Here is a 12956-nt window from a genome sequence, read left to right as displayed (position 1 = left end):
GGCCGGCGGCGCACGCGGTGCTAGGATGCCGCCGTGGAGCAGGGATCGATGGCCGAGGCAGGGCAGGGACTCTCGTCGCGAGCTCGTGCCCGCCTGTTTCTACTGATACCCGCCCTCGTCGCCGTCGTGCTCGCGCTTCCTGGATTTCGTTTCACGTACCTCTTCGATGACTACCTCTTCTTCCACCGAGTTCAGCCGTTTCGCGCGGGTGTTCTCCTTCCCGACCCTCAGTCGATCTTCTACCGCCCGATTTCGCGCGAGATTTATTTCGGCCTGCTCTCGATCCTGAGCCCCGACAGCGCCGCGCTGGGGCATCTGCTGAACCTCGCGCTTCTCGCTGTCGTGGTGATCCTGTTCGTCCGGTTCGCCAGCAGGGTGGCAGGCGCGCGCGCCGGCTTCTTCGCCGGCCTCGTGTTCGCGTCTCTCGGGGCGTTGCCGATTCTCGTGGGTTGGGTGAGCGGCGTGCAGGACCTCTTGGCGATGGCGTTCCTTCTGGGCGCGCTCAACTTGCAGCTCTCGAATCGAACGTGGCTCGCGTGCGCTTGCTTTGTGCTCGCCTTGCTGTCCAAGGAGACCGCGATCGCGGCGCTGCCGGCTCTGGTCGGACTCGATTGGTTCTTGGGAAGGAGACCGTACGGGGTTCTGAAGCGTTTCGCGGTCTACGGCGTGGCGGCGGTCTGCTGGGCAGTCCTTCATCCGGGGATCCGGATCCTGATCCAGCGCAAGTTTTCGAGCGGGGGAGCCGGGTACGTCGGCCTGGACAACCCGGAGCGATGGACCGCGCTCTGGAACGGCCTGCTCACGATGCTCAACGTGCCTCCCACGTTGGTCGGGATCTCATGGCCCCGCGGGGGGACTTTGTGCCTGCTGGGCGCGGCTGCCCTTCTTGCTGGGGCCGCATACTTGCGGTCACGGGGGGCCGCGGCCGACAGCGACGTGGGAACGATCTCCGGCGCTAGGATCGCGATGCTCTCCCTCACGCTCGCGGTGCCCCCGCTCCTTCTCACGTCGGTGCTCGTCCGCCATTGGTCCCCGTACTACTCGTGCATTCCGGCTCTGGGCGTCGCGATAGGGTTGGGGTTTGCTCTCTCCCGGCTCCGCGGGGCATGGGCATTCGCGCTGCTCGGCGCGTTTCTGCTCCTGGGCGTCTGGTTCCGTGGACTCGATGTCGCTCCCACGATTCCGACCGAGCGGAACTTCGATGCGCCCTCGGGGGCGCTCCGGCGCTTGGAGCAGGAATTCAAGGGTCTGGAGCCAAAGTTGGCGCCCGGGGCACAGGTGCTCTTGACCGTTCTCGCCCAGGGACGCCGGAGCATCCACGTTCATATGTACAACTTTCAGGCGATGCGGCTCTGGTATCGCGACCCAACGCTGCACACCGTACGCCCCGAGCGCCGCTTGCCCAACCGGCACGCCGAATACCTCTTCTGGATCGCTCCCAATCTCGACGTCTACGAGGTCGACCTCCGCACGCTCCTCCCGCGCACAGACGGGCCGAGGCCCGACTACTTCGAATACCAGAAAGCAGTGCGGTTCTACGCGCGCGGCCTCGCCGCGACCGGTCACACGGGGCTTGCCATGAGAATCCTGCTCGGGATGCCCCAGATGGACGCCGCGCACCGAGACGTCGATCACAGGATCGCCGCGATGCTCCTTCTCGCCGCCGGCGATAGCACTCGGGCGAGGCAACTCCTGGCTCCACTACCGCCGCTGGATCGATCCCTCGCATTGCAGCTTGTGGCCTTGTTTCTCTCTACTCCCGATCGGAGGCAACCCAACGATGACGCCGCGCTGGAGGCGTTCGGGATCGCACGCGACGACCCGGAGTCGATCCGGGCCCTGATGACCTCTTGCAACAAGCCAGGCGCGTACCCTGTAGCGCTACGATTCGCCCACCGTCTCTTGGAGATGCGCCCGGGTGATAGAGAGGCGCTTCAGGTTGTCGCGGCGATCGAGGCGCTGCCGGAGATCGACTTCGTCATCTCATCGTCGCCCGGAGACTCGCTCTAGGGCGCGGCCGTGGGCGCCGCTGCGGCCCCCGCCGCCTAGATCCAGTCAGCGTTCGGAGCGGGCTTGCCGAGCAACCGGAGCATCACCTGGAGCTGGCCCTGGTGGCGGAGCTCGTGCGTGAAGACGTGGGTCAGGATCTGCTCCACCGTGAACGTGGTCTCGCTGCCGTCCATCTGCGTCCCGCGCCGTATCTCGCGCAGCCTGGCCGGCATGTAGGCGGCGAGTACCTCGCGGGTCATCTTCGCGATCTCGTCCCCACGCGCTCGGGCCATCTCCGGCGTCGCGAACCGGCGCGCGATCTCATCCTCGTCCGGATACTTCCAGTTGCCCTTCTCGATGTTCTTCCCGATCCAAGAGCCCTCGACCTCGATCACGTGGGCGAAGAGGTTGCGGAGCGATTTCCATGAGAAGGGGAAATCGCGAGTCCACTCTTCGGGACTCAGGTCGGCGGCCGCGGCGAGAAGGCGGCCACGCGCCTCCCAGGTCGCCTCGAAATAGTCTTTCAAATCCATGAACCCTCCGGGATCGATCGACGAAGCGGCTATATTCCCAGATATGCCGCCGAATCGCCACGCCCGAGCGCTCCAAGGAATCGCGAGCGACGTGGCCGCCTGCGAACGATGCCCGCGACTGCGCGAGTATTGCACCGAGGTGGCCCGAGTGCGCCGCGCCGCCTACCGCGATGAGACCTACTGGGGGAGGCCGGTGCCCGGGTTCGGCGATTCGGAAGCGTGGCTCCTCATCGTGGGGCTCGCGCCGGGGGCGCACGGATCGAACAGAACGGGGCGGATGTTCACCGGAGACCGCTCCGGCGAGTGGCTCTACGGGGAGCTGTTTCGACAGAGGCTCGCGAGTCGGCCCGATGCGCTGCGCGCCGGCGATGGCCTCACGCTCGACGGGGTATACATCACGGCCGCGGGTCGATGCGCGCCGCCCGGGAACAAGCCCGAGCCCGCCGAGCTCGACCGCTGCAGGGAGTATCTCGTGCGGGAGATGCGCGCGCTTCCGAAGCTCCACGTGAGGCTCGCGCTGGGGAAGATCGGCTTTGAAGCGATCGTGAAGGCGCGGCGGGCGCTCGGGCAGCCCGATCTCGATCCGCGGCCGGTCTTTGCCCACGGCGCGCGCGTCGCGCTTCCGGAGGGCGGTTGGCTCCTCGCCTCCTACCACCCAAGCCAGCAGAACACGAGCACAGGCAAGCTCACCGCGGCGATGTGGCGCGGAATCTTCGAGACGGCGATAGGACTTCGCGATCGGGTATAGTCGTTCCATGACAGTGCTCTTCCTCTGCCGGCAGAACGCGGGGCGAAGCCAGATGGCGCAGGCCCTCCTCGAGCAGGTGGCTCCGGAGTACGCGGCTGTCTCGGGCGGCTCGAGCCCCGCCGCGGCGGTCCATCCCATCGTCATCGACGCGATGCGCGAGGTCGGGATCGATCTCGTGGGGCGGAAGCCGAGGAAGGTGGACGCCGAGATGCTCGCCCGCGCCGATGTCGTGGTCTCGATGGGCTGCGACGACCCGGCCCTCTGCGACTATCCCGGCCGGAAGGTCGAGGACTGGGGGATTCCGGATCCCTCGGGGAAGCCGATCGACGAGGTGCGCCGCATTCGAGATCTCCTGCGCGCGCGCGTGGAGGAGCTCGCGGGGCGGTTGCGATCGACCTCCACCGACAAGGCGCGGTCGCGGTGACGACGGCGAACGGATCGATGCGCGCGGTCTACCTTCGGAAGTCCGGCCCACCCGAGAGCTTGATCCTCGAGGACTGCCCGGACCCCGAGGTCGGGCCGCACGACGTCCTGATCCAGGTCCGGACCGCCGGCGTCAACTTCACGGATGTCCTCTCGCGCCAAGGACTCAACCCGGAGGCGCCGAAGCCTCCGTACATCATGGGACATGAGACCGCGGGAGAGATCATCCGGGTCGGCGAGAACGTCGCCGGGCTCCGCGAGGGGCAGCGCGTGCTCGCGTTTCACTCGAACGGCGGGTACGCGGAGAAGGTCGCGGTCCCGGCCGGGCAGGTCTTCCCGATCCCAGACTCGATCCCGTATCAGTCGGCCGTCCTGCTTCCGCTCAACTACGGCACCGCGTACATCGCCCTCTATCGCACCGGCCCGGTCGAGCCCGGGATGCGCGTCTTTATCCACGCGGCCGCGGGCGGAGTCGGCATGGCCGCGGTCGATCTGTCCCGCCGGGCGGGCCTCGAGATCGTCGCGGCGGCGAGCACCCACTTCAAGCGCAGCCGCCTGATCGCGGAGCACGTGAAACACGTGGTCCCCGCGAGCCGCACGCGCGTCCACAAGCTTTCCAAGCGCTTGTTCGGCGGTCCCGCGTTCGACATCGTGCTCGATTCGATCGGCGGACGCTCGATCGAGGATGGACTTCGCGCGCTGAAGCCGGGAGGGCGCGTGGTCAGCACCGGCGTGGGCCAGATCTCGAATCGCGGATGGCTCGGGGCGATCGCGTTCTTCCTCCGTGCTCCCCGACTGACCTACCTCGATCTGCTCGCGCCGAGCCGCGGCCTCTACGGCGTCAACTTGAAGAAGCTCATGGAGAACACCGCGCTCGCCCGGCGCGTGCTCGAGACGCTGGTTCAGTGGGCGGCGGCGGGAGAGATCGATCCCGCGCCCGGCCGGGTGATGGCGCTCTCCGAGGCCGGATTGGCGCACCGAATCCTCGAATCGCGCAGCAACGTCGGGAAGATCGTCCTACAGGTCTAGCGGGCGGGCGGTGCGGCGAGGGCCGGGCTGAGGCGCTACGCGGCGGCCGGCGGGACCAGTTGCTTCAAGTCCCAGAGTACTTCCGGCCACGCGGCCACGTAGTTCTTCCTTGCCGCCAGGCGCTGCTCCGAGGCGATCCGGTCGAAGCCCGAGTGCACGATGAGGACCGATGCGCCCTGCGGCTCGACCTCGATCGAGAATTCGACGCGGGTCGGCGCGCCCCACCCTTCGCCCATCCACTCCCACGATAGCACCATGCGCGCCTCGGGCGTCAGCTCCTCGATCCTTCCTTCCTCCACGATTTCGCGACCGTGAAATTTCGAGGTGAGGCGGAACGTCCCGCCAGCCTGGCCGTCAAACCGCTCGACGTGGGCGACCCATTTCTCGATGCCGGGTCCTGTCGAGAGGAGTGGCCAAACCTCCGGGGCAGGTCGAGACACCGTGGCGCGCGCGGTGACCGGAATTCCGGCGCCCCACTCGTGCCCGTCGGTTCCGTGGTGGAGCAGTGCGCGGAGCGCCGCCAGCGCCTCCTTCCACATCTGGCGCGTCGCTCGGCGCTCCGGCTCGCTCTTCAGGCCGTCGTGCGTGACCGTGAGGCGCGAGCCAGGGCCGTCGCCCTCGAGGCGGAGGACGACGTGGCTCTCCGGCGAGAGCGCGGTCGGGCGCCACGCCAGCTCGAGGCGGACGGGAGGGGCGATCGCGATCACGCGGCCCGTCGCGCCGTCCCCGTTCCATGTCTCGAGGTGAAACTCGCCGTCGTGCAGGAGCTCCATCTCGGCTATACCCAACCATCGCGCGAGGTGCTCCTGGCGCGTGAGATGGATCCAGACTTCGGGGAGCGGCGAGCGGAAGGACCGAAAGAGGGAGATCGTGGTCGGGTTCACGGGGGGGACCTCCTCACACGATCCCCCCCGGGATGTACCGAAGCAAGAGCTCCCGCGTGAACGCCGTGCCGGGGCAGGTCTTCGTCGGATTAAAGTCCCGATGAAATACGACGCGTTGAGGTGGGATGTGCCATTGACGCATCAGGGGCCGCAGGAGCCGATCGCCTAGGACCTCGAGCGCCTTCTGAGGCGGCGGCGCCGCATCGTAGTTCCCGACGAGGCAGATGCCGATGGCCTTGTTGTTCATTTCGCCCTGTGGGCAGTGCGCCCCGACTCGATCGAGTGGGCGGCCGATCAGCGCTTCGTATTCCTTCAACACGAGCTCGACGCCGGCGTGGTAGCCGATATCAGCCCAGAGGTGCTCCGGGTCGGTCATATGAAATCGACGGATCGCCTGCCAGGAGAGGGTCTGGCTATCCTCCGTTGCCGAGTGATGAATCATGATGTGCGTCCAGGGCTCAAGCTGCACCGCGAGGCTGGCCATTACTCGCGAAAGACCGAGATCGTGGTCGGGGTCACGCCTGCATCCTAGCAGGCGCGTGCCCGCCGGAGGAAGTCGAGGAAGTCCACGGAGGGCGCGTGGAGGCGATCCGGTGCCTCCACGTCCCGCCGCTGCGACTCTAGTGATACCGCTGTTTGATCTTGCCCCAGGTCGTTCCCTTGACGTCATCGCAGAGGTCGCCGACCTCACAATAATCGCCGAAGTCCGATCCGAGTCGGAGTTGGTAGTCCCCCGCCGCGCCTGGGCACAGCGAGTAGAACTTGGTTTCGTACTGTTCCTGGCCGATCACCGCCGTGTTGGCCGGTGCGACCCTCTTGCACTTCGTCGAGAAGAACTGAACGGAAACCCTGCCCAGAAGATATTTGCCCGCGGGCAGGCTAGTGGTCGAGCCCAACGAGGCATGCCCAACCCGCAAGAGGTTGCCCTCCTGGATTGTTCCCAGGTCGGAAGTGAACTGAGGGATGAGATTCGTCCACACCCCGAACGCGACCGATCCTGTCGGGTAAGTATCCGCGCGGAGGACGAGCTCATAGCCACTGATGCTCATCTCTCCACCGGTTGGGCACACCGCAGGGGAGCCGTGACCGTCCTGGCTCGTGTCGAGCCATACGTCGATCGTGTCGACCGGGCTTTGAATCAAATCCTCAAAGTCGCACCTGCCATCCCCGTTGGTGTCCATGAAAAGGTATTGCGCTGCGGCCCGGTTGGGAATCGCAGGAGAGGCCAGAAGCAAGTAGATCGCTACCCGTAGTAACAATTGCCTCATGCAGACCTCCATCTGGGTGCCGGCTATCGCGGGGCTTCATGCCTTCGAGCGTACTCCCGTCCCCCACGGGGGCACTCAGAAATTGGAGGCGAAGTCGGGCGGGCTTCTTGAATTCTGCTTCCTCTTGACTTTCACCTTTTGTTCACCTACGCTCTCTACATCATCCGCGGGGCGCGCCTAGCGTACCGCCTCACGGAGGGTTCCCGGACGGCCGCCACAGGGCGCCGCGCGGCCGCCTCGGGCAACCCGGCATGAGGATTCGAAGGTCTTCAGAGACGAACGAGATCGGAGAGGGAATAGTCCTGCTAACGCCCCGACAGCGAGTCACTTACGACTTCATCACCGCTTTCCGTGGCGGGAAGGGGTTTGCCCCATCCTATGAGGAGATTCGCCGCCATCTCGGCGTCTCCTCCCTCAACGCGGTCGCGAAGCTGGTCACGCAGCTCCGTCGCCGCGGATACCTGGCGCCGGCGCCTCACAACGCGAAGCGGTGGCTGGCCCCGCCTGCCCGCCGCGCCGGGGGGGGCACCATCCCGCTCCTCGGCGTAGTGGCGGCGGGACGGCCGATCGAGCCGGTCGAGGTCCCTGAGGAGATCGCGGTCCCGGCCGCGATGACCGGCGCGGGCGAGCGCTACGCGCTCCGCGTGAGCGGCGACTCGATGATCGAGGACGGGATCCACGATGGCGACATCGTCGTGGTGCGCCGCGCGCGCCGGGCCGAGAACGGGCAGACGGTCGTCGCGGTCGTGGACGGGGAGGCAACGCTGAAGCGATTCCGCCTCACGGGCGATCGCGTCGAGCTTCACCCCGCCAACGCTGCGCTCGAGGTCATGCGCGTGTCGGCCGATCGCGTCGAGATTCGAGGCGTCCTGGTGGGACTCCTCCGAAGCTATGCGTAGGCGCCACCACCGGACAGGTACGCCATGGAATCCACCATCCTCCACGTCGCCATTGACTCCTTCGCGATCCAGGCCGAGCGTCTCCGTTGCCCGAAGCTCGTGGGCCGCCCGCTCGCGCTCGCGCCGGCCGACTCCCCGCGCCCGAGGGTCGCTGCCGCGTCGCGTGAGGCGCGGGCCGCCGGCATTCACCCGGGTACGCCCCTCGTCGTCGCGCGGCGTCTCTGCCGCGACCTGATCGCGCTTCCGCCCGACCCCGATCTCTACGCACGTATCTCAGCCTCGGTCCGCGCGGCGCTCTCGCCGTTCGCCCCGTTCGCCGAAGAGGGGAGCGCGCGACCATCGGGCCGATTCGTCCTTGATCTGACAGGCGTCGCACGCACGCACGGTGACGCCCGCGACCGAGCGGCCGCCGCGGGGCGGGGCGTCGAAAGCTCGTTTCGCCTCCATCCCACGCTCGGGATCGGCGCGACGCGCCTCGTGAGCCGCGTGGCCGCGTCGGTGCTCGCTCCCGACGGCGAGCTCCTCGACGTGCTTCCCGGGAGCGAGGTCGCATTCCTGGCGCCGCTGGCCGTGCGGGTGCTGCCGACGGCGCGCGAGCGGGCGGTCGCCGAGCGCCTCGATCTCCTCAACATCCGCGCCGTGCGCGACGCGCAGACGTTGACCGCCCCCCAGCTCCTGGCCGCGCTCGGCGCGGCGGCGGGCGGGGCGCTCTGGCGCGAGGTGCGGGGGCTGGATGCGGCGCCCCGGCGCACGGCGGCGCCCCCGCGCGTGGCGGTTGCCGAGGAGACACTGGGTCAGGAGACGAACGACCGTCGTATTCTCGCGGCCCGTCTCGCGCGCCTGGTCGTCGAGCTGGGCGTGGGACTCCGCTCACGCGGGGCCGAAGCGCGCGTGCTGGCGATTTCGATCTCATACACGGACGGCCGCGGGGGCAGCGCGCGCCAAACGCTCGCGACCCCGACCGCGAGCGAGCATGCGCTCCGCGCGGCCGCATTCGCGCTCCTCGACCGGGCCGTCACCCGCCGCGTCCGCATCCGCCGCCTGCGCATCGAGGCAGCGGAGGCGCCGGCAATGGCGACACAACTCTCTCTGTGGGAGGACGCGGGGGACGATCCCGCAGGGCGCCTCCGCAGCTCGCGCGAAGCGCGAGCGAGGACAAGCGCCCGTAGGGATGCGTCCCCCGCGCCATTCGATGTGGAGCGTGTGGGGGCCTTGGAGGCGGCCCTCGACCGCGTTCGCGCCCGCTTCGGTACGGAGGCGCTCGTCCCCGCCGCGTGGATGGCGCACGGTCTTGTCGTTCGTCCACCTGCACGTTCATAGCCACTACTCGCTGATGCGGGGCGTCGACACGCTCGAGGCCCTGGCGCAAGCGGCGCGCGAGCGGGGGATGGACCGCTTCGCGTTGACCGATACGAACGCCCTCTACGGCTTCGTCTTCTACCGCCAGATCTGCGCCGAGGCCGGACTCACGCCGATCGCCGGTGCCGAGGTCGTGGAGGCGGCGGGCGCGAATGGCAACGGCGGTCGCAACGCCGATGGAAACGGTACGCACCCCGCGCGCGCCGTTCTCCTCGCGCGCGGCCGCGAGGGTTACCGCTCGCTCTGCCGCGTCCTCACCGCGCGGCACCTCGATCCCGCCTTTTCCCTTGCTGCCTCGACGCGAGCCCACGCCGAGGGGCTTGTCCTCCTCTCGGAGGACCGCGCGCTCCTGGCCCCGCTCCGCGACGCGCTCCCAACGTACGCCGAGCTCGTCCCTGGGCGCGGCGATCGCGCGCTCCGCCAATGGGCTCGCTCCGAGGGGATCCCCTGCGTCGCGACGAACGACGTGCACTTCGTCCACCGCGAGGCCCACCACCTCCACCACGTGCTCCGCGCGATCGACCGGAATTCAACGCTCGACCGCGTGCCGTCCCACGATCTCGCGGAGTCGGCGCGCACCTTCGCGTCCGCCGCCGAGATGGAGGCGCGCTTCCCGCACGCGCCGGAGGCGCTGGAGAACGCCATGCGTTTAGGCGAGGAGTGCGCGGCCGACTGGCCGATGGGGCGAACCGTATTTCCCTCGTATCCGCTCGAGCGGGGAGACGCCTTTGAGATCCTCCACGCGCGCTGCGAGGCGGGAATTCTCCACCGCTACGGCCGCGATCCCGCCCCCGCCGTGCGCGCGCGCCTCGACCGCGAGCTCGCGATCATCCGCGAGAAGGGCTACGCCGACTACTTCCTGATCGTGGAGGCGATCACGTCCCGCACGCCCCGCACCTGCGGCCGCGGCTCGGGCGCGGCCAGCATCGTGGCCTACCTGCTCGGGATCACCCACGTCGACCCGGTGCGGCACAACCTCTTCTTCGAGCGCTTCCTCTCGCCCGAGCGGAAGGACCCGCCCGACATCGACGTCGACTTCGCGTGGGACGAGCGGGATGCGATCCAGCTCGCCGTGCTCGAGGAGAACGGCGCGCCCGTCCGGGCGGCGATGGTCGCGAACCACGTCGGCTTCCGCGCCAAGGGAGCGATCCACGAGATCGCGAAGGTCTACGGCCTTCCCGAAGCCGAGATCATGAACGTGACGAAGCGGCTTGCCGGGTACTGGGGGCTCGAGGATCCGGTCGAGCGCTTGGACGGGCGCCCTCGTTTCAAGGACGTCGACTTCGAGCCGCCGTGGCCCGAGATCCTCGCCCAGGCGGTCGCGCTCGAGGGGCACCCGCGCCACCTCTCGGTGCACAGCGGCGGCGTCGTGCTCGTGCCGGACTCGCTCGCCGACCACGTGCCGGTCGAGATCGCGCCCAAGGGAGTGCCGATCGTCCAGTGGGAGAAGGACCAGGTCGAGGACTACGGCCTCGTGAAGATGGACCTGCTTGGGAACCGGTCGCTCGCCGTGATCCGAGACGCGGTCGCGGCGGTGGCGCGGAACACCGGCCTCGCGATCGACGAGCGGACGTGGAACCCGATCGAGGATCCCGAGACGCAGCGGCTCATGCGGGACGGGGAGACGATCGGCGTCTTCTACGTCGAGTCGTGCTCCATGCGACAGCTCCAGCGGAAGGCGCGCGTGGGCGACTTCGACCACTTGGTCATCCACTCGTCGATGATCCGCCCCGCCGCGAACCGCTTCATCCGCGAATACGTCCGGCGCCTCCACGGCGGCGCGTACGAGCCGCTCCACCCCGCGCTCACGCACACGCTCGACGAGACGTACGGGATCATGTGCTACCAGGAGGACGTGACCAAGGTCTCGATGGAGCTCGCGGGGCTCTCGCTCGCGCAGGCAGAAGGGCTCCGGAAGGCGCTGAGCCAGAAGCGCCCGCTGAAGCCGCTCCGGGCGTACCAGGCCGAGTTCTACGCGGGCGCGGCGGCGCGCGGCGCGACGCGCGAGGTGATCGACAAGGTGTGGGAGATGATCCTCTCCTTCGCGGGCTACTCCTTCTGCAAGCCGCACAGCGCCTCCTACGCGCTCGTGTCGTTTCGGTCAGGGTGGCTCCGCGCGCACCACCCGGCCGAGTTCATCGCCGCCGTGATCTCGAATCAGGGCGGCTACTACACGACTTTCGCCTACATCTCCGAAGCGCGGCGGATGGGGCTTACGATCCTGCCTCCGGACGTGAACGCGAGCGAGCGCGCCTACACGGGGAAGGGGCGTGAGGTGCGCGTGGGGCTGATGCAGCTCAAGGGGCTCCACCACGATACACTCGACGCGCTGCTCGCCGAGAGGGTGCGCGGGGGAGCGTTCCGGTCGTTCGCGGATCTGCGCGCCCGCGTGCCGCTTCGCCCCAGCGACGCGGAGCTGCTCGTGAAAGCGGGCGCCATCGATTCGATCGCGGGCGGACGAACGAGGCCCGAGCTGCTCTGGGAGCTCTGCCTCGATGGGCGGGCAGCCGAGCCCGCGCCCGAGCTCTTCCAAGCCCCGCCCGTCGAGGCGCCCCGCGCCCCCGCGTACGATCGCCAAACCGTCCTCCGCCACGAGGTCGAGACGCTCGGATTTCTCCTGAGCGCTCATCCGCTCGAGCCCTATGAGCACGCGATGCGGGGCCGGGGCGTCATCGCGGCCCGCGACCTGGACCGCCACGCGGGCCGCCGCGTCCGGATCCTCGGCTGGCACGTGAACTCGAAGCTCGTCCAGACGAAAGACAAGGAGCCGATGGAGTTCATCGCCTTCGAGGACACGACCGCGATCTACGACGCCACGCTCTTCCCGGACGCGTACCGCCGCTTCTGCCACCTTCTTACGAGCACGCGGCCGTTCCTTCTAAGCGGGCTCGTCGAGGAGGATTTCGGCGTCTGCACGCTGACGGTGGACCACATCGAGCGCCTCTAGCGGGCGGCGGGGAGCGGCACTATACTCACCGGCGGGCATTTCAACTCCTCAACCTACGTTGTAAGATCCGGAGGGAACAATGGGACGGCGGGCGCAGGCACTCGCGGAACGGCTGGAGCAAGGGGCAGCGAATCTAGCGAAATTTGCTGAGGCACTTTCAGATGCGGAATGGCGGATGAAGATCCCCCACGACGGGCGGCCCGTCGGGGTCATCGTGCACCACGTCGGAAACATGTACCCGATCGAGATCCAGCTCGCCCAGACCCTCGGGGCAGGGAAGCCGATTGCCGGCGTGACCTGGGACGCGGTGGCGGACATCAACGCGAAGCACGCCAAGGAGCACGCCGCGGTCTCGAAGCAGGAGGCGGTTGAGTTCCTGCGGCGGAACAGCAAGGTCGCCGCCGATGCCATACGCTCGTTCTCCGACGAGCAATTGGATAACGCCGCGCCCGTCTCGCTCAACGCCGATGCGCCCCTGACGGCGCAGTTCTTCCTCGAGGATCACGCGGTCCGGCACAGCTTTCACCATCTCGCGAAGATCCGTTCGACGGTCGGGCGCTGAGGCTCGTGCTCGGCCCGCCCATGCAGAGGACCCTCTACATGGTGGTCGAGCGCTTCAAGAACAAGGATGCCGCCCCCGTCTATCGGCGTTTCAAGGACAGCGGACGCATGATGCCCGATGGCTTGGCCTACGTGTCGAGCTGGATCGACGACAAGCTCGAGCGCTGCTATCAGCTGATGGAAACCCATGACCGGTCGCTCCTCGACGCCTGGATGGCTCGCTGGAGCGACCTCATGGAGTTCGAGGTGTATCCGGTGATCACCTCGAAGGAAGCCGTCGAGAAGATCGCGCCCCGCCTCTAAGAATCCGCCAGAG

13 protein-coding genes are annotated in these 12956 nt (G+C 68.1%); 9 read left to right on the top strand and 4 right to left on the bottom strand.

The window, feature by feature from the left end:
* The first annotated feature begins 33 nt into the window (after positions 1 to 33).
* Positions 34 to 2010, top strand: coding sequence for a hypothetical protein (locus E6K79_05330; protein ID TMQ65189.1), 1977 nt, complete (start codon positions 34 to 36; stop codon positions 2008 to 2010).
* A gap of 35 nt (positions 2011 to 2045) precedes the next feature.
* On the opposite strand, the gene E6K79_05325 is transcribed toward E6K79_05330, so the two are convergent.
* A complete protein-coding gene (locus E6K79_05325; protein ID TMQ65188.1) occupies positions 2046 to 2522 on the bottom strand; it encodes a DUF664 domain-containing protein in 477 nt (158 codons plus the stop codon).
* A 43-nt stretch (positions 2523 to 2565) separates the two neighbouring features.
* On the opposite strand from E6K79_05325, the gene E6K79_05320 reads away from it, so the two are divergent.
* Genes E6K79_05320 through E6K79_05310 form a run of 3 tightly spaced genes read left to right on the top strand, consistent with a single transcriptional unit; the run spans position 2566 to position 4722 of the window.
* Positions 2566 to 3270, top strand: coding sequence for a uracil-DNA glycosylase (locus tag E6K79_05320; GenBank protein ID TMQ65187.1), 705 nt, complete (start codon positions 2566 to 2568; stop codon positions 3268 to 3270).
* Positions 3271 to 3277: 7 nt separating this feature from the next.
* A complete protein-coding gene (locus tag E6K79_05315; protein ID TMQ65186.1) occupies positions 3278 to 3694 on the top strand; it encodes a heat-shock protein HtpX in 417 nt (138 codons plus the stop codon).
* Complete coding sequence (locus tag E6K79_05310; GenBank protein ID TMQ65185.1) at positions 3691 to 4722, top strand: zinc-binding dehydrogenase; 1032 nt, start codon at positions 3691 to 3693, stop codon at positions 4720 to 4722. Before E6K79_05315 ends, E6K79_05310 begins: the two co-directional genes overlap by 4 nt.
* Positions 4723 to 4757: 35 nt before the next feature.
* Here E6K79_05310 and E6K79_05305 read toward each other — a convergent pair whose 3' ends face one another.
* The 3 genes from E6K79_05305 to E6K79_05295 are packed head-to-tail and all read right to left on the bottom strand — an operon-like array spanning position 4758 to position 6874.
* A complete protein-coding gene (locus tag E6K79_05305) occupies positions 4758 to 5606 on the bottom strand; it encodes an SRPBCC domain-containing protein (GenBank protein TMQ65184.1) in 849 nt (282 codons plus the stop codon).
* A gap of 13 nt (positions 5607 to 5619) precedes the next feature.
* Positions 5620 to 6276 (bottom strand): N-acetylmuramoyl-L-alanine amidase, encoded by a 657-nt coding sequence (locus E6K79_05300; GenBank protein ID TMQ65183.1) that lies wholly within the window; start codon positions 6274 to 6276, stop codon positions 5620 to 5622.
* Entirely contained in the window at positions 6227 to 6874 is a 648-nt protein-coding gene (locus E6K79_05295) for a hypothetical protein (protein TMQ65182.1), read from the bottom strand. Before E6K79_05295 ends, E6K79_05300 begins: the two co-directional genes overlap by 50 nt.
* A gap of 251 nt (positions 6875 to 7125) precedes the next feature.
* Between E6K79_05295 and lexA the strand changes: the two genes are divergently transcribed.
* From lexA to E6K79_05270, 5 genes are all read left to right on the top strand, one after another.
* Complete coding sequence (gene lexA, locus E6K79_05290; protein TMQ65181.1) at positions 7126 to 7773, top strand: transcriptional repressor LexA; 648 nt, start codon at positions 7126 to 7128, stop codon at positions 7771 to 7773.
* A gap of 24 nt (positions 7774 to 7797) precedes the next feature.
* Complete coding sequence (locus E6K79_05285; GenBank protein ID TMQ65180.1) at positions 7798 to 9093, top strand: hypothetical protein; 1296 nt, start codon at positions 7798 to 7800, stop codon at positions 9091 to 9093.
* A complete protein-coding gene (locus E6K79_05280) occupies positions 8966 to 12079 on the top strand; it encodes a DNA polymerase III subunit alpha (protein TMQ65179.1) in 3114 nt (1037 codons plus the stop codon). Before E6K79_05285 ends, E6K79_05280 begins: the two co-directional genes overlap by 128 nt.
* 79 nt (positions 12080 to 12158) lie before the next feature.
* Complete coding sequence (locus E6K79_05275) at positions 12159 to 12641, top strand: DinB family protein (GenBank protein TMQ65178.1); 483 nt, start codon at positions 12159 to 12161, stop codon at positions 12639 to 12641.
* Between the two features lie 20 nt (positions 12642 to 12661).
* Complete coding sequence (locus E6K79_05270; GenBank protein TMQ65262.1) at positions 12662 to 12943, top strand: DUF3303 domain-containing protein; 282 nt, start codon at positions 12662 to 12664, stop codon at positions 12941 to 12943.
* Positions 12944 to 12956 lie beyond the last annotated feature (13 nt).

Source organism: Candidatus Eisenbacteria bacterium (assembly GCA_005893305.1).
In the GTDB taxonomy this organism is placed as follows: domain Bacteria; phylum Eisenbacteria; class RBG-16-71-46; order SZUA-252; family SZUA-252; genus WS-9.
The sequence above is the reverse complement of the archived record's forward strand: the minus strand, read 5'-3'. Positions and strand labels throughout refer to the sequence as shown.

What these genes read in the sequence shown, in the direction of transcription:
- E6K79_05325 (TMQ65188.1), bottom strand. Translation starts at nt 2,522, where the DNA reads ATGGATTTGAAAGACTATTTCGAGGCGACCTGGGAGGCGCGTGGCCGC.
- E6K79_05320 (TMQ65187.1), top strand. Translation starts at nt 2,566, where the DNA reads ATGCCGCCGAATCGCCACGCCCGAGCGCTCCAAGGAATCGCGAGCGAC.
- E6K79_05315 (TMQ65186.1), top strand. Translation starts at nt 3,278, where the DNA reads ATGACAGTGCTCTTCCTCTGCCGGCAGAACGCGGGGCGAAGCCAGATG.
- E6K79_05300 (TMQ65183.1), bottom strand. Translation starts at nt 6,276, where the DNA reads ATGACGTCAAGGGAACGACCTGGGGCAAGATCAAACAGCGGTATCACT.
- E6K79_05295 (TMQ65182.1), bottom strand. Translation starts at nt 6,874, where the DNA reads ATGAGGCAATTGTTACTACGGGTAGCGATCTACTTGCTTCTGGCCTCT.
- lexA (TMQ65181.1), top strand. Translation starts at nt 7,126, where the DNA reads ATGAGGATTCGAAGGTCTTCAGAGACGAACGAGATCGGAGAGGGAATA.
- E6K79_05285 (TMQ65180.1), top strand. Translation starts at nt 7,798, where the DNA reads ATGGAATCCACCATCCTCCACGTCGCCATTGACTCCTTCGCGATCCAG.
- E6K79_05280 (TMQ65179.1), top strand. Translation starts at nt 8,966, where the DNA reads ATGTGGAGCGTGTGGGGGCCTTGGAGGCGGCCCTCGACCGCGTTCGCG.
- E6K79_05275 (TMQ65178.1), top strand. Translation starts at nt 12,159, where the DNA reads ATGGGACGGCGGGCGCAGGCACTCGCGGAACGGCTGGAGCAAGGGGCA.
- E6K79_05270 (TMQ65262.1), top strand. Translation starts at nt 12,662, where the DNA reads ATGCAGAGGACCCTCTACATGGTGGTCGAGCGCTTCAAGAACAAGGAT.